This is a genomic window from Streptomyces sp. 549, from assembly GCF_030124175.1.
In the GTDB taxonomy this organism is placed as follows: domain Bacteria; phylum Actinomycetota; class Actinomycetes; order Streptomycetales; family Streptomycetaceae; genus Streptomyces.
Genome location: NZ_JASKMT010000023.1, coordinates 23,444 through 39,230, shown reverse-complemented (window position 1 = coordinate 39,230; position 15,787 = coordinate 23,444). Strand labels below are relative to the sequence as shown.

The 15,787-nt window shown below is 70.6% G+C and carries 12 protein-coding genes and 1 tRNA gene; 8 read left to right on the top strand and 5 right to left on the bottom strand.

The window, feature by feature from the left end; all coding sequences use genetic code 11:
- Positions 1 to 118: 118 nt before the first annotated feature.
- Positions 119 to 613, top strand: a complete 495-nt coding sequence (locus QNO07_RS21695) for a YwqJ-related putative deaminase (protein WP_283993902.1) — start codon at positions 119 to 121, stop codon at positions 611 to 613.
- Positions 610 to 1,092, top strand: coding sequence for an SUKH-3 domain-containing protein (locus tag QNO07_RS21690; RefSeq protein ID WP_283993901.1), 483 nt, complete (start codon positions 610 to 612; stop codon positions 1,090 to 1,092). The genes QNO07_RS21695 and QNO07_RS21690 overlap by 4 nt, the downstream gene beginning before the upstream one ends.
- Positions 1,093 to 1,220: 128 nt before the next feature.
- Here QNO07_RS21690 and QNO07_RS21685 read toward each other — a convergent pair whose 3' ends face one another.
- A complete protein-coding gene (locus QNO07_RS21685; protein WP_283993899.1) occupies positions 1,221 to 2,531 on the bottom strand; it encodes a sensor histidine kinase in 1,311 nt (436 codons plus the stop codon).
- Between the two features lie 131 nt (positions 2,532 to 2,662).
- Here QNO07_RS21685 and QNO07_RS21680 point away from each other — a divergent pair.
- A tRNA-Gln gene (locus tag QNO07_RS21680) sits at positions 2,663 to 2,737 on the top strand.
- 284 nt (positions 2,738 to 3,021) lie between these two features.
- Here QNO07_RS21680 and QNO07_RS21675 read toward each other — a convergent pair.
- A complete protein-coding gene (locus QNO07_RS21675) occupies positions 3,022 to 3,672 on the bottom strand; it encodes a response regulator (protein WP_283993898.1) in 651 nt (216 codons plus the stop codon).
- Positions 3,673 to 4,263: 591 nt separating this feature from the next.
- On the opposite strand from QNO07_RS21675, the gene QNO07_RS21670 reads away from it, so the two are divergent.
- From QNO07_RS21670 to QNO07_RS21660, 3 genes are read left to right on the top strand one after another with little or no spacing between them, the layout of a single operon-like run.
- On the top strand, positions 4,264 to 5,022 hold the full coding sequence (locus QNO07_RS21670) for a hypothetical protein (RefSeq protein ID WP_283993897.1): 759 nt from the start codon (positions 4,264 to 4,266) through the stop codon (positions 5,020 to 5,022).
- Entirely contained in the window at positions 5,022 to 5,663 is a 642-nt protein-coding gene (locus QNO07_RS21665; protein WP_283993896.1) for an ABC transporter ATP-binding protein, read from the top strand. Before QNO07_RS21670 ends, QNO07_RS21665 begins: the two co-directional genes overlap by 1 nt.
- Entirely contained in the window at positions 5,660 to 6,874 is a 1,215-nt protein-coding gene (locus tag QNO07_RS21660) for an ABC transporter permease (protein ID WP_283993895.1), read from the top strand. Before QNO07_RS21665 ends, QNO07_RS21660 begins: the two co-directional genes overlap by 4 nt.
- A gap of 251 nt (positions 6,875 to 7,125) precedes the next feature.
- Here the strand turns inward: QNO07_RS21660 and QNO07_RS21655 are convergent, their stop codons facing one another.
- The 3 genes from QNO07_RS21655 to QNO07_RS21645 all read right to left on the bottom strand — a co-directional run bounded on the left by QNO07_RS21655 (position 7,126) and on the right by QNO07_RS21645 (position 11,562).
- A complete protein-coding gene (locus QNO07_RS21655) occupies positions 7,126 to 8,604 on the bottom strand; it encodes an MFS transporter (RefSeq protein WP_283993894.1) in 1,479 nt (492 codons plus the stop codon).
- 799 nt (positions 8,605 to 9,403) lie between these two features.
- Entirely contained in the window at positions 9,404 to 11,017 is a 1,614-nt protein-coding gene (locus QNO07_RS21650; RefSeq protein ID WP_283993893.1) for a sodium/solute symporter, read from the bottom strand.
- Complete coding sequence (locus tag QNO07_RS21645; protein ID WP_283993892.1) at positions 11,014 to 11,562, bottom strand: DUF485 domain-containing protein; 549 nt, start codon at positions 11,560 to 11,562, stop codon at positions 11,014 to 11,016. The genes QNO07_RS21650 and QNO07_RS21645 overlap by 4 nt, the downstream gene beginning before the upstream one ends.
- Before the next feature lie 587 nt (positions 11,563 to 12,149).
- On the opposite strand from QNO07_RS21645, the gene QNO07_RS21640 reads away from it, so the two are divergent.
- Both QNO07_RS21640 and QNO07_RS21635 read left to right on the top strand, forming a co-directional pair.
- Positions 12,150 to 12,938 (top strand): ABC transporter ATP-binding protein, encoded by a 789-nt coding sequence (locus tag QNO07_RS21640; RefSeq protein WP_283993891.1) that lies wholly within the window; start codon positions 12,150 to 12,152, stop codon positions 12,936 to 12,938.
- Positions 12,935 to 15,514, top strand: coding sequence for an ABC transporter permease (locus tag QNO07_RS21635; protein WP_283993890.1), 2,580 nt, complete (start codon positions 12,935 to 12,937; stop codon positions 15,512 to 15,514). The genes QNO07_RS21640 and QNO07_RS21635 overlap by 4 nt, the downstream gene beginning before the upstream one ends.
- The last annotated feature ends 273 nt before the right edge of the window (positions 15,515 to 15,787 follow it).

Sequence of the window (15,787 nt, the reverse complement as noted above, 5' to 3'; positions counted from 1 at the left end):
AACGCCGCGTTCCCGGCACTGCGAGATGCCCCACGGGCCAGCCGACTTCCACAACACCCGCAATGTTTGGCAAAGTCTGATCTCGCACACGGGGGATGTACGGGGAGGAAGCACCACCATGCACACCGCTCAACACTCGGGAGACCCCCGCGTCGACTGGTTCGCCACCGCCGACGGCAGCGCGCCGCTGGCGCAGCACCGACGCGACGGCATCATGCCGACCGTCGCCGCCGCCCTCTCCGTACGGGGGAAGACGCTCACCTGTACCGCGGGCAAGTCCGACCAGCCACCGCAGCTGCACCCCCTGGTGCAGGACTTCCTCGACACGCTCACCACCGACCGCCGCGAGCGCCACACCGGCCGCTGCCCCGAGGCGCTGCTGCTCTCCCGGCACCTCGCCGACGCCGAGGCCGGCCGCTCCAAACGCGCGGCACGAAAACCCCTCACCGGCGGGGACGCCCGCCGGGCCCTGAAGCACGCCAAGATCACCACCCGCCGCCTCCGCGAGGACGGCGACCCGCTGCACGGCACCTTCGCACCGCCCTGCCGGTCCTGCACCGCGCTGCTCGCCCACTTCGGGGTGCGGACCGTCGACCCCGACGCCACCCGATGAGCGCTCGCTTCGCCGCACCCGTCGAGGCGGTCCTGCGTTCCGCCGGCTGGCAGCCCGGCCGCTGGGACATCAGGCAGGCCGAGGTCTGGGCGGACAGCCTGCGCGCCCACGTCTCGCCCACCGGCCACCGGCACGCGGTCTTCCCCGCCGCCGTCGAGGCCTGGGCGGAGTTCGGCGCGCTGCACCTCACACCCACCGAACCCGGCCGGCACCTCACCCCGGCCGAGCTGCGCATCGACCCGGTGCACGGACTGCACTGGGCCCGGACCCTCACCGACCTCGGCCGCGCCCTGGGGACGGAGATCGCCCCGCTCGGCGAGGAGGGCGACAGCGCCGCGCTGCTCGCCATCGACGCGGAGGGGCGCGTCTACAGCATCGACCACAGCGGCGACTGGTACGTGGGCCCGCACTTCGACGCGGCCCTCACCACACTCGTCACCGGCACCCTGCCCACCCGCATCCGGTACGGCCGCGGCTGAGGTCGCCCGCTACGGCTGGGGGCGAGCACGCCCGGCACGGCCGGGGTGACGCGGGACGGCCGACGGCTTGTGCGGCCGACGGCTTGTGCGGCGGGTGGCGGGCAGCGGGTGGCGGGCGGCGGGACCGCTCAGCCGCGGTCGGGGATGACGGCCGACACCCGGAAGCCCCCGGTGGCCGTCGGCCCGGAGACGAAGCCGCCGCCGAGGGCCGTCACCCGCTCCCGCATCCCCACCAGCCCGTTGCCGCCACTGGGCAGCCCGGCGTCCGCGCCGCCCGCCGCGGGCACCCCGTTCTCCACCAGGACCGCCACCTCGGCGGGCCGGTGCGCCACCCGCACCCGCACCTCCGCGCCCGCCGCGTGCTTGTGCACGTTGGTAAGGGCCTCCTGCACCACCCGGTACGCGGTGCGTTCCACCGCCGCCTGATACGGCCGGGTGCCGCCCTCCACGGACAGCTCCACCGGCGTGCCGGCCGCCCGCGACTCCTCGACCAGGCGCGGAACCCCCGCCAGGCCCGGCCCCTCCGCCGCCTCCCGCCGGGCGGCGGCAGCGGCGACCTGCGCGACCCGCTCCAGCGGGCGTCCGCCGCTGTCCGGCGGCGTCGGCACGGTGGTCGTCTCGTGCGCGCGCAGCACGCCCAGCATGGTGCGCAGCTCGGTCAGCGCCTGCCGGCCCATGTCACCGACCAGCTCCGCGTTGCGCGCCGCCTTCTCCGGGTCCTTCAGCGCGACGGCCTGGAGGGCGGCGGCGTGCACCACCATCAGGCTGACCCGGTGCGCCACCACGTCGTGCATCTCCCGCGCGATGCGGGTGCGCTCCTCGTTGCGCGCCCACTCGGCTCGCTCCTCGGCCCGGTCGGCGAGCAGCGACAGCTCCCGTTCCAGCCCGTCGGCGCGCTCGCGCAGTGCGTCCACCAGCCGCCGCCGGGCCCCCGCGTACAGGCCCAGCAGCACGGGCGGGACCGTCGCCACCAGCGCGAGCAGAGCCGCGACCAGCACCAGGAACCACATCGGGCCGGGCAGCTCCTCCTGCCCGCTACTCTGCCGCATCCGGATGAAGGCGATCACGAAGATGCCGGTGATCTCCATCCCGGCGAGCAGCGTGATGATGCGCCGCGGTACCTCGGACGCGGCGAGGGTGTAGAGGCCGACGGTCGCCAGCACATAACCCATCTGCGCGGGGATGACGGCGATGGCGACGAGCACCACCGCGATCGGCACCCGCCGCCGCAGCACCAGCGTGCTGCCGACCAGCACCCCCAGCAGCACCCCCGCAGCCGTCGGGATGCCCGCCTCCTGCGCGAACGGAACGCCCTGCGCGGCGCACTCCAGCGCGGACACCGCTGCCAGGGCCACGTCGAGCACCACGCTGCGGCGGCGCGGCCACCACAGCACCGCCCGCCGCTCCCGGCCGCGATCGACTTCCCCCGTCTCGGTCATGGCCACCAGACTACGACCGGCCGCCACCGCGTTCCCGACGGGCGCGCACCGCGCTCAGCGGGAGCGCGGGATACCTGCCGCGCACCGGATGTTGGAGGCTGATCGCCGAAACGCGTAGGCTGTTTCCGCCATCCCGAGTTGCTCTGCTGGCATGGGCAGCCAGACTTTGAATCTGGTCTTCGCAGGTTCGATTCCTGCCTCGGGAGCGAGTACGAGGAAGGGCCCTGGTCTGCGACGACCGGGGCCCTTCCGCATGTCCGGCCATGGGCCCCGCGGGCGCCGTGCGGCGGTTCAGGGCCCGCCCAGCCGTTCCCCCGCCGCACCGCCCGGGAAGGGGGCGACGTCGAGGCTCGTCACGTTGCCGGGCTGAACGCCGGAGGGCAGTCCTCGTTACGAACGTCCATGACGGGGCCCATTCCCGTGCGGCGACGGCTTCTGCGACGGCGGTTACGGGAACGGCTGTCGGTCATCCGCCTTCACCAGAGGGCGCTCACGCCAGCCCGGCCCGCTGGGCGACGGTGGCGAGGGCGACTCGGTTCGACGCGCGTAGTTTTCGCTTCAGCGCGGTGATGTGGGTCTTCACGGTGGTGACACCGATGGCCAGCTGTTCGGCAATGTCGGCGTTGGGTAGGCCGATGGCGATGAGGGTGAGCACCTCACGTTCCCGCCGGGTGAGCTCGGGAAGCGGCGGCTCAGCGAGTGCGGACACGGGTGCCGGTACGGGCCGGCCGGTGAGGTGACGGGCGAGGACGGCGTGGCTGCCGCCGGGAGTGCAGATCACCCCGCCGGCGGCGAGCACCCGCACCGCCTGGGCCAGCAGCGCGGGCGCACTGTCCTTGAGCAGAAAACCGGCCGCGCCGCCGAGCAACGCAAGCTCCAGCTGGTCGGAGGCGTCGAAGGTGGTCAGCATCGCGACGGGCGGCGGGTCGGGCAGCTCACGTATCGAAGCCAGCAGGGTGAGCCCGTCGGGCGCGGGCATCACGACGTCGAGGAGGACGACATCGGGGGCCGTGTACCGCACGGCGTCCAGCGCCCCGCTGCTTTCCCGGACTTGGACCCGGATGCCGTCCTCGACATCCAGCAGTCGCTGCAACGCCTCCCGCACCAACTCCTCGTCGTCCACGACAAGTACCCGAATCACCTCGGCCCCCTCCTCTCCTCCGAAAAATTGTTGCGATTTCAAGAACGCGGCCTCAAGTAGGAGGTGGAAGCTCCTCCCCGGGTCGGACCTGACGGCCTGTAGCACCTGGCAGGGTGGACCTGACCTTACGCACGACGCTGATGCGTGTGTATGTCCGACTGTTGATGGTCTCAGGTCGCAAAGGGAGAAAGAGTACGCCGAGGCAGGGGACGGCCACCTCTGCCGGCGGCCAAGGCGGATCGCTCCCGAAATGACGGCCTGGCAGAATCCAGTCCCGCGTCGATGGAGCTCGATATCTCACGGAGAGATCACTGAGTGATCAGGAAAGGCACGCTTGCACGTCTCCTCACTGGGGCAGCCGCCACGGTTGTCACGGCAGGAGCCCTCGTGCTGACGGCTTCCCCCACCGCTCACGCGGGTGGCTCTCCGCAACGTGTCCGCCAGTTGAAGGAGAAGAGCGCGACCCGGAAGGGGGCGCTGCTGCCGGTTGGGCGCTTCGGCGCCCAACCGGGGCGTATAGCAGCTGTTCTCGTTACGACTGCCGCAGTGTTTCTGAGCGGCTGTGCCACAACGTCCGACTGGGAGCGTGTGGTGGACGAGCTTGATCGGTTCCGCGTCGCGGACGGCGTCTACTCGCCCGTAGCTCCTGTCGACCGGGATGAGGACGACGGAGTGGTCCATGACGTGACCGCGATGTACTTCGCCGCCGCGCTGGCGGACTCGTCTCGACGGGGAAGCGAGGTAATCTCGGTCGAGAAGGTGCGAAGGTACGCCGCCACGCGGCCGGGTTGCGACGGTGAGCTCTTCTCTGCAGCGATCCTCCGTATCGCCGATGAGCGCGACAAGGCGCTGGAGAAGAAATCTGCCTCGTGCACTCTCAAGCGTCTGGCTGCCGAAGGCGTCACACAGATGAACGCTGAGGGTGCAGCTCTTGCGCTTCAGATGTTGGAGCGGCTCGGATACGCCGACGAAATCCCGCCACTGAAAGCCGACCTTTTCGAGGTCGAGAACCGAACAGATCGCTATCACGCCTGGCAGACGCTGGCCCTCGCCCCCTACTTGGCGAACAAGGACGAGGTGCTCAAGCACTTCGAGAAACAGGTGTCGGAATCCGGGAAATTTCTGAAGTCTCCGGACAGCGGCACCCAATTCGGCGAGGTTGTTGCGGCAAGCCAGGTGCCGGGAAACGGGATCGGTGCGAACGAGGTGCCGGAAAAGCTTAGGTCCTGGCTCGACGATTCACGCGGATGTGACGGCATCAAAGAGTTCTACCGACCCTTTCCCTCTGCTGACGTGTGTGCTCTGAAAGAGACATGGGCAGGTTTCTCAAGCGGGCTGGTGAGCCCGTAGTGAATCTGCTGGAGCTCGACTCCGTGACCAAGGAGTTCCCAGGCCCGCTGACCGTGCTGCGGGACATCTCACTCACTGTGACAACCGGTGAGGTGGTGTGGCTGCGCGGACCCTCCGGCACTGGCAAGACCACGCTGCTTTCGCTAGCCGGACTGCTGGCGGAACCCACCAGCGGCGCTGTGCGGGTATGCGGCAGCAGTAGCCTGGCAGACGCCCAGGCAGCGCGTACCCGGCGCGAACGCATCGGGTTCGTCTTCCAGAAGCCGGTGTTCTTCCCCGCACTGAACACGGTCGAGAACGTGGCGCTGCCTTCGCTGGCCCACCGTGCCGAGGCACTCACCGCTGCCGCGGAGCTGCTCGACCGTTTCGGAGTGGCCAACAGGGCAGTACACCGCACCGCATTGCTGTCAGGGGGCGAGGCGCAGCGCGTTGCCTTGGCGCGGGCACTGATCAACGACCCCCAGCTGCTCCTGGCCGATGAACCCACAGCCGGACTCGATGACAAAACCGGCGACCTGGTACGCAAGCACTTGGCACAGATGGCGGCCGAAGGGCGAGGGGTCCTTGTGGCCTCCCATGACGGCGCCTTCGGGACGATCGCGACGCGCACCATCGAACTGCGGGAAGGTGAACTGTCGTGACCGAAGCGCCCTTGATTCGCGGCGAGGTGCTGCGTTCCCTGCGCCGCCACTGGGCGATGCCGTTGTTCCTCGCCCTCCTGGTCGGATTCGTCGTTCTGGCCCGCGGCCCCGTACACGAGGCACGCGCTACTGCCACAGACCTGGACACCGGCGACGGCAGGCTCCGCACGATCAGTGTGTGGGCCACCACGCCCGAAGGCCGCACCCCGCTCACCCGTGAGCGCATCGACGAGATCGCCGCCATTCCTGGCGTCACCAAGGTCACCCCGTACGACGGGGGCGGCGCAGAGGTCTATCTGGCGGATGATCAGCAGCGGGACGACCCTCGTATGCTCACCTTGCTGCCCTGGACCGCCGCACACCCGCCGCTGGTGACCCAGCAGGACACCGAGGCGCCCTCCTCTCTCAAGCCCGATCAGATCGTGTTGCCTGACGGATTCGCCGGGCTGTCCGCCGCCCGGCTACTCGGGCGCGACATCGTCGTCCTGCACACCCCTGTCGACCGTATCGAGACCGACAAGGACGGCAACGAGGATCTGCACGGTGGGGAGCCCGTAGAGCTCCGCTTCACCGTCACCGCCGTACACGACGACTCCATGGGAAACCTGGACGGCCCGGGCACCTCCTACGTCCACCCCGACGTCGCCGCCACGCTGCACGCCGAGTCCCAGGCAATGACCGTGAAAGAGCTCTTCGCCACCGAAGGATTCGAAAACGCCCACGTAGAGGTCGCCTCGGCCAGCAAAGTGCGCGAGGTGCAGCAGCAGTTGCGCCAAGCCGGGTTCTACGCCGCGAGCGTCGCCGCCCAGATGCAGGCCCTGTCGCCCACACTGTCGCTGCTGGAGACCGCCGGCACGACCGCACTGTGGGCGGTGACCGTCCTGGCCGCCCTGTTCGGACTCGCCATGGGCACACAGCGCGTGCGCTCCCGTATGAACGAGATCGGCCTGCTGAAAGCACTCGGGTTCAGCGAGACCCGGATCTTCTGCCTTCTCGCCCTCGAACTGTTCATCATCGGCACCATCGCTGCCCTCACCGGCATCGTGCTCGGCCTGGCTGCCGTCACCGTGTCGACCGGACCGGCCGCCATCCACCTGCCCACCGCTGCCATGCTGCTTCCCCTACCGGGTGTGGCCCTGGTGGTCGGCGCCCTGCTCCCGCTGTACTACGCACGACGCCTCCCGCCCGACAGAGTGCTGCGCGACGCATAGACACGTTCGCCTGCCAGGGACCCGGGGCCCTATCGACTGTTCCTCCACACCCACGGAAATCTCGCAAGCTCTCGTGGGCGTGCCACAGAGCGTGGCACGGCCCCCCGTGCGGCCAAGGGACGGAGGCTCTGTGGCGGGGCGGACGGAAGGCGGTTGCCTGCCGGTACCCCGATGCCGCCGAGGACGGCGAGGTCGAGGAAGGCTGAGGGCCCGGGTCCCGGCCGACGTCGCGGCCGGGACCCGGGAGTGGCTCAGTCGGTCTGGTTGTCGGCCTTCTTGGGCAGGCAGAACATCAGGGCCCACATCAGGGCGAGGAGGCTGCCGACCCACCACAGCACGGTGATGAACGCGTCGCGGTTGAGGTCGGCGTCGGGCGAGCCGTCGGTGGTGGCGAAGAACACCAGGGCGGTCAGCGCGGTGCCCAGGGCGATGCCCAGGTGCATGGCGGTGTTGAACAGACCCGAGGCGGCCCCGGCATCGTCGTGCGGAACCTTGGCGAGCGACATGTCGGCGAGCGGGCCGCTGACCATGCCGAGGCCGAAGCCGATCAGTACCACCGGAACGGTCATCCCCAGCAGGGTCAGGTCCGCCTGGCCTGCGGCGATCTGGAGTCCGTAGCCGACCGTCGCAGCGATCGTGATGAGGGCTCCCGTCTGGGGAAGGCGTCGGGCGAAGCGCCCCGCACTCTTCGCCGCGATCGTCGCGCCGGCCAGCTCTCCAACGGAGAGCAGGACGAAGGCCAGGGCCGCCTGGAAGGGGCTCATGCCCAGTGCCCGCTGGAGGTACAGCGTCCAGGTCATGAAGAACAGCCCGCACAGCAGGCCGTGCATCAGCTGCGCGGCAGTGCCGCCGGGGAACTGCCGCCCCTGGAAGAGGGACAGGGGCACGAGCGGGGCGTTGCCCTGCTTGCGCCGCTGGTGGCGCAGGAACACGGCCAGGACGAGGAGACCTGCACCAAGCAGGGCGAAGCACCACAGCGGCCAGTCGTGGAGGTGCCCCTCGGTGAGCGGGAAGATGATCAGGACGATGGCCAGTGCGGACAGCGCCATGCCGGTGAGGTCGGGCCGGTTGGCCTTCTTCTCGGTCGACTCGGGGACGAACTTGCGTCCCAGGACGAGCACGGCGAGACCGACGGGCACGTTGACCAGGAAGATCGGCCGCCAGGACAGCCCGAACAGGTCGGCCTCGGTGAGCAGGCCGCCCATCACCGGGCCCAGGACGTTGGCAATCGAGAGGACCGCCCCGTAGAGGCCGAACGCTTTGCTGCGGTTCCGACCTTCGAAGGTGACGTGGAGGGTGGCCAGGATCTGCGGGATCATCAGGGCCACTCCCACGCCCTGGAGCGCGCGGGCTCCGATCAGCACGCCCGGGCCGGCGGCGAGGCCGCACAGCAGTGAGGCCGTGGTGAACACGACGGTGCCGATGAGGAGGAGCCTGCGACGGCCGTAGAGGTCGCCGAGGCGCCCGCCGGTGATCAGCCCGATGGCGACGGGCAGCGAGTAGCCGGTGGTCAGCCACTGCAATGCGGCCGGTCCGGCGCCGGTCGACTCCTGGATCGCGGGCAGGGCGGTCAGCACGACCGACTGGTCGAGGATGTCCATGAGCTCGGCGGTCAGCAGCACCAGGAGGGCGATCCGGGCCGCCAAGGCCATTCTCGGGTGGTGGGGTGCTGGGTGGTTCGAGGTCTGGGTGGTGTGCTCTGGCTCGCTGTCGAGCGCGGAGGAAGACACGACGGGAACTCCTGATCCAAAGGAATCGGGGAGCCCTGCCGACAGCCGCACCGGGGCCGGAAAGCGCAGAACCCGGGGCAGACGGCAGAGCTGCACCCGGGAAGGAAGACTGCGGGGAAGGGTGACGCAACTCAGGCCAGCGCGACGTCCGCCCCCGGACACGTGCGACAAGACAGCACGTGGGGAACACGGACGACTACATGGCCTGGTTGATAGGACGTCACCTCAAGATCGACGCAGAAGGAACAGGAAATCGGGCGCTGCTGCCGAGACCTCCGGCGCAGAAGCCTGACCACGATACGACATCTCGGGGCTCTTTGTACATCGGATTGCGAAGTTCGCCACCTGACCGACTATCCGGGGACTGCTGGACCACTGCTGGAGCCATCCCGGCCCGTCAGGCTCTTGAACAGGGTGAGCGGCACAGCGAGAATCCAGCGCGGACACCCCTGATCGTCGGTGCGCTCGCCCGGTCGGTGGGGTTGAACCGTCATCGCGGTGCTGCCCTTGCGCCGTTGGGATCGCTGTCGAAGCCGCGACCGTACGTCTGTGCGTCGTCGCCCCCCAACAGGGCCCGCCGTTGTGACGGGCCGCAGGTTCCCGGTACCGGGTCCTGGTCATCTCTTCGGCCGGTACTCGGGGAAGTCGCTCTCCGCTTTCAGCTGTGCCAGGTGTTCGGAACCGCACCCACCACCTCAGCCCGCCCCGAACGACGACGTCGGCCCTCACGACCCCCGACCGGGAGCCCCGAGGGCCGACGTCGCACGGGATTAGCCCCACCCCTACCCGAACCCGCCGTTCACAGGCGCGTGGCGCCCGCTCCGGCGAGGATGCGGGCCTCCACGGCCTCGTAGCGCTGGACCTCGCCGTGCTGGTCGCGGCGTCCGCTGAGGACGGTGCCGAGCCAGCCGAAGAGGAATCCGGCGGGAATGGAGACCAGGCCCGTGGTGTGCAGCGGGAACCAGCTGAAGTCCCGGTCGCTGAGCAGCGCGTGCGGGCCGCCGGAGGTGACGGTGGAGAAGACCAGCAGCAGCAGCGCGGTGGCGCTGCCGCCGATGAGCGTGGCCAGCAGTCCGGTGCGGGTGAAGCGCCGCCAGAACAGGCTGTAGACCAGGGCCGGCGACAGGGCGCTCGCGCCGACGCAGAAGGACAGCGTGATGAGGGCCTGGAGCGACCAGTCCTGGACGACGATGGCCAGCGCGACGGCGGGCAGTCCGACGCCCAGCCCGGCGAGGCGGGCGGTGACCAGTTCGCGTGCCGGTGACAGGGTGCCGCGGTGGACGCCCTGCGCGAACAGGTCGTGGGCGAGGGAGGACGCGCAGGCGAGCGTCATGCCCGCCACCGACGACAGCAGGGTCAGGAAGACGGCGGTGGCCACGGCGGTGAAGACAAGCGTGGAGAGGATGCCGGTGCCCTCGACGACGCTCTGGCCGATCTGCAGGATGGCGTTGCTGCCCTGCGGGCTGCCGGCGGCGATGGCGCGGCTGCCGATGAGCGCGGTGGCGCCGACGCCGATCACGGCGATGAGCACCACCACGTAGCTGACGGTGCCGATGGCCACGGACATCGCGCGGCGCACGGCCGCCGCGCTCGTCGCGGTGTACAGGCGCATGGTGATGTGCGGCAGGACGGCGGCGCCGGCGATGACGGTGAGCATGCCGCTGATGGTGTCCAGGCGCCCGACGGTGTCGGTGCCGAACTGGATGCCCGAGCGCAGGTACGCGGGGCCGGCCTGGCTGCCCTGTTCGGCGAGCCGGAACAGGCTGCCGGGGCTCCAGCCGACGCGGTTCATGACGAGTACCGCGACGGTGGTGGCGGCCCCGACCAGGACGACGATCTTGATGATCTGGATCAGGGCGGTGCCGCGCATGCCGCCGATGGTGGCGTAGGCGACCATCAGCACGCCGAACACGATGATGCAGCCGGTGCGGACGCCCTGCCCGGAGAACCCGAGGATGAGGCTGACCAGGTGCCCGGCGCCGGCCAGCTGCACGACGATCATCGGGACGAGGGCGAGCAGGGTGACGGCGGTGGTGGTGACCCGTACCGCGCGGCTGTTGAAGCGCCGCGCAAGCGCGTCGCCCATGGTGTAGCGGCCGGCGTTGCGCAGCGGCTCGGCCAGCAGGAACATCAGCAGCAGCAGGGACAGTGCGGTGCTGAGGGCCAGGGTCAGGCCGTCGTAGCCGGTGAGCGCGATGATGCCGATGGTGTTGAGCACGGTCGCCGCGGAGATGTAGTCGCCCGCGATGGCGAGCCCGTTGCGCACGGGGGAGAGGCTGCGGTAGCCGGTGTAGAACTCGCCGAGGTCCTCCCGCTCGGCGCTGGTCATGATGCACAGCAGCAGGCTGATGCTCACGACGGTGCAGAAGATGGCCAGCGAGAGCGACTGGGCCGAGCTGTCGAGGGTGTTCACCTGACGCCTCCCCAGGGAGCGGTCCGGCTGCCGGCGGACGGCACCGGGTCGGCCGGGGTGGCGGCGGCGCGGACGTGGTCGGCGAGCGGGTCCACGTTGCGGCGGGCCAGCCGCTCGTAGTGGACGACGGCGACCATGGCGACGGGTAGTTGCAGGAAGCCCATCAGCAGTCCGAGGTTGGTGCCGCCGGGCAGCGAGGTCGCCATCAGGTCGGGCGCGTACGCGGACAGCAGCAGGAACAGCACGAAGTAGCCGAGCGCGGTGAGCGTCGTCGCGCGCCGCAGCAGCCGGTACGCGGACCGCAGTCGCGGCAGCCCGTCGTCCCCCGGTCCGCCGCCCGGCAGCCCGTCGCCCGGCCTGGTGGCAGCCGGTCGGTCGGCGTCCGGCCGGGCCGCGTCCGCCCAGGCGGTGTCGGGCCGGCCGGCACCGAACGACTGGCCGTCCAGAGGGGCGGCGTGCCAGCGGTGGGTGGCGGGTGGTTCCGGCAGGCGCGACGGCGGTGGTGGGGGGAAACCGCGGTGGCGCGGTGGATCGCTGAAGGACATGGTGCGGCTCTTCCGCTGCGGGTGGGCACGGGCGCTGTGGGGGAGGAGGGCACGTTACTCACAAGTAGCAAAAAAGCGGAAGGCTCGTTACCGTTTCGCGTGTGAACTGGGACCGATGACGCCCGGTAACCCCCCGGTACGCCCGGTAAGGCACCGGCGTCACGCCCGTCCCGCTCCGCGCCGGGTCCGCCGGACGCGTCGGACGGGCGCAGAACGGGCGCAGAACGGGCACCGCCGCGTGCCGCCGCCCCAGCTCGGACTCCCGGAAACCCCGGCCCGGACCAGCGAGGAGACCGGCCCACGTAGGGGGAGCGGGGCCGCCGGAGGCCATGACCCCTAGGGGGCAGCACGGGGGTTGGTCCGTGGCGTGCTCGTTCTGGCGCAGGACGAGGGATCGGCCGTCGGTGTCTAGCGTGAGTCGTGAACCCGGGGGCTGTCGGCCGCGGGGGTGGGGACAGCCCCCGGGTGAGTACACCGAGAAACTCCATCGCGGCGGCCGGGGCGGGTGCGGGAGGCTCAACGAGCCACCGCACCCGCATCGGGAGGCGGCACCGGGGGCGAACCCACATCTACGAAGGAGAGGCACCGTGACAACGGCTGTAGCAAATCCCAGGACCGGGGGCAGCGGAGGAAGCACGGCCGTCGCGGCGCGAGCGCGGCAGGTCGTCAAGGCATACGGCAGCGGTGAGACCGAGGTCGTCGCGCTGGACCACGTGGACGTGGAGATCGCCCGGGGGGCGTTCACCGCGATCATGGGCCCCTCGGGTTCCGGCAAGTCCACCCTGATGCACTGCCTGGCGGGCCTGGACGCGGTGACGTCCGGCCAGATCTGGGTCGGCGAGACCGAGATCACCGGGCTGAAGGACAAGAAGCTGACCCGGCTGCGACGGGACAGCATCGGCTTCATCTTCCAGGCATACAACCTCCTGCCCACCCTGAACGGGCTGGAGAACATCACCCTGCCGATGGACATCGCCGGCCGAAAGCCCGACCAGGAGTGGCTGGACCGCGTGATCGAGACCGTCGGCCTGCGTGACCGGCTGCGGCACCGCCCCAGCGAACTCTCCGGCGGGCAGCAGCAGCGCGTCGCCGTGGCGCGGGCGCTGGCGGCCCGGCCGGAGATCATCTTCGGCGACGAGCCGACCGGCAACCTCGACTCCCGTGCGGGCGCCGAGGTGCTGGGCTTCCTGCGCCGGTCGGTGGACGACCTCGGCCAGACCATGGTCATGGTCACCCACGACCCCGTCGCCGCCTCCTTCGCCGACCGGGTGCTGTACCTGGCGGACGGGCGGATCGTCGACGAGATGTCCCGCCCGACCGCCGAGGCCGTGCTCGACCGCATGAAGGCCTTCGACACCTTCGGGCGGGTGTCATGACCGTCGTCAGAACCTCGTTGCGCAACTTCTTCGCGCACAAGGGCCGCATGCTGCTCTCCGGCTTCGCCGTGGTGCTGTCCGTGGCCTTCGTCTGCGGCACCCTGGTGTTCACCGACACCATGAACACCACGTTCGACAAGCTGTTCGCCGACTCCTCCGCCGACGTCACCGTCAGCGCACCCGAGGAGGAGGGGCACAACGCCGAGCAGCCCATGACTGGCCGCCCGCAGACCCTGCCGGCCGACGTCGTCGACGAGGTGGCCGCGGCCGACGGCGTCGGCAAGGCCTTCGGCCTCACCGTCAGCCTGTCGGTGACGGTCGTCGACGCGGAGAACAACAACGTCGGACCGACCACGGGCGCGCCCACGGTCGCCTCCAACTGGACCGACCTCGACCTGAAGACGATGAAGGTCACCTCCGGCCACCCGCCGCGCGGCCCGACCGAGGTGATGGTCGACGCCGACACCGCCGACAAGAAGAACCTCAAGCTCGGCGACGAACTGCGGACCATCACCACCGACGGCGACTTCACCTCCCGCATCTCCGGCATAGCCACCTTCCAGATGACCAACCCCGGCGCGGCCGTCCTCTACTACGACGAGCGGACCGCGCAGGAGAAACTGCTCGGTTCCTCCGGCGTCTACACCCACGTCGCGGTGCTCGCCGCTGACGGCGTCACCGACGACCTGCTCAAGCGCAACGTGTCGGAGGCCATCGGTGGCGACTGGAAGGTGCAGACGAAGGAGGAGTTCAGCGCCGAGGGTATGAACGACATCGGCGGCTTCCTCGACGTCATGAAGTACGCGCTGCTCGGCTTCGCCGGCATCGCCCTGCTCGTCGGCGTCTTCCTCATCGTCAACACCTTCTCCATGCTCGTGGCCCAGCGCACCCGGGAGATCGGCCTGATGCGGGCCATCGGCGCCGGACGCGGGCAGGTCAACCGCTCGGTGCTCATCGAGGCGCTGCTGCTGGGCCTCATCGGTTCGGCGCTCGGCGTGGGTGCGGGCGTCGGACTGGCCGTCGGTCTGATGGAACTGATGGGCCTCGTCGGCATGAACCTCAGCACCGACGACCTGACGATCGCCTGGACCACCCCGGTGGTCGGCGTGGTGCTGGGCGTGCTCGTCACCGTGCTGGCCGCGTACCTGCCGGCCCGCCGGGCGGGCCGGGTGCCGCCGATGGCGGCGCTGCGCGACGCCGGGACCAGCTCCGACGGCAGCGCCGGCTGGGTGCGGGGCGTCATCGGCGGCGTGCTGACGCTCGCCGGGGCGGGCGCCCTGTTCGCCGTCACCCGCAGCGAGGAGGCCGGGCCCGGCTCGATGCTGCTCGGGCTGGGCATCGTGCTCACCCTGGTCGGGTTCATCCTGATCGGCCCGCTGCTGTCGCAGCTGGTCGTCAAGGGGCTCAGCCTCGTCGTGCTGCGCATGTGGGGCCCTGTGGGCCGCCTCGCGGAGCGCAACGCGCTGCGCAACCCGCGTCGCACCGGGGCCACCGGTGCCGCGCTGATGATCGGTCTGGCCCTGGTGGCCGGGCTGTCCGTGGTCGGTTCCTCGCTGGTGGCCTCCGCCTCCGACGAGCTGGACAAGTCCGTCGGCGCGGACTTCATCGTCGCCGGCGACACCATGCAGCCCATCACCCCGCAGGTGGCCGACGCGCTGAAGGAGACGCCCGGACTGGCGCACGTCACCGAGTACCGGTGGTTCCAGGGCGTGAAGCTCTCCCTGCCCGCCGACGCGAAGGAGACCGTCGACCTCGTCGCCGCGTCCCCGTCGTACGCCGAGGACGTGCGGGTGGAGACCGTCGAGGGCGCCCTCGCGGACGCCTACCGCCCGGACAGCTTCTCCGTCCACGAGGACTTCGCGAAGGAGCACGGCCTCTCGGTCGGCGACACCGTCGGAGTCGGCTTCCCCGGCGGTGAGCCCGCACAGCTCACCGTCGGCGCGATCACCACGTCCTCCTCCAGCCTGGAGGGCGGCGCGATGTTCACCAGCATCGACACCGCGGCGAAGTACGTGCCCGACGACCGGATGCCGCTCAACGTGATGATGTTCGGCAAGGCGGAGGAGGGCCAGGAGGAGGCCGCCTACGCGGCACTCAAGGCCGAGCTGGAGCCCTACCCGCAGTACACCGTGCGGGACCAGGCCGACTACAAGCAGCTGCTCCAGGACCAGATCGGCGGCCTGCTGAACATGGTCTACGGCCTGCTGGCGCTGGCCATCGTGGTGGCGGTGCTCGGCGTGGTCAACACGCTGGCGCTGTCCGTCGTCGAACGGACCCGCGAGATCGGCCTGATACGCGCCATCGGCCTGTCCCGCCGCCAGCTGCGGCGCATGATCCGGCTGGAGTCGGTCGTCATCGCGCTCTTCGGCGCCCTGCTCGGTCTCGGCCTGGGCATGGGCTGGGGCACCGCCGCCCAGCAGCTGCTGGCGCTGGAGGGCTTCACCACGCTGGAGATCCCCTGGCCGACGATCCTCACCGTGTTCGCCGGGTCCGCGCTCGTCGGACTGGTCGCCGCCCTGGTGCCGGCCTTCCGGGCAGGTCGCATGAACGTCCTGAACGCCATCGCGACCGAGTAGGCCGGGGTGGCCGCGGGTGGGCGGCCTTCCCGGCCGCCCACCCCCGCCCGCCCGTCACCCGCCCCGCCCCCGGTCCGCCGGGGGCGGGGCGCGTTCGTGCGGTGCGGTGCGGTGGAGGGGCCGGGGCAGTCACCGGCCCGGGAGGGTGCGTGCGTCCGGCGTCCCGACGGCCCGCTGGGACCCTCCGTGCCGGGGTGACTGCCGCTACGAAGGCGCTTCTTCCGCCCACCGCGCCCCGGGCCGACTTCACCACCTGGAGCCACTCTCGGTGAT

Excerpts from the sequence above, each read along its gene's own strand:
- QNO07_RS21645 (WP_283993892.1), bottom strand. The coding sequence starts at position 11,562 with ATGTCCTTCAGCGATCCACCGCGCCACCGCGGTTTCCCCCCACCACCG.
- QNO07_RS21685 (WP_283993899.1), bottom strand. The coding sequence starts at position 2,531 with ATGACCGAGACGGGGGAAGTCGATCGCGGCCGGGAGCGGCGGGCGGTG.
- QNO07_RS21695 (WP_283993902.1), top strand. The coding sequence starts at position 119 with ATGCACACCGCTCAACACTCGGGAGACCCCCGCGTCGACTGGTTCGCC.
- QNO07_RS21690 (WP_283993901.1), top strand. The coding sequence starts at position 610 with ATGAGCGCTCGCTTCGCCGCACCCGTCGAGGCGGTCCTGCGTTCCGCC.
- QNO07_RS21635 (WP_283993890.1), top strand. The coding sequence starts at position 12,935 with ATGACCGTCGTCAGAACCTCGTTGCGCAACTTCTTCGCGCACAAGGGC.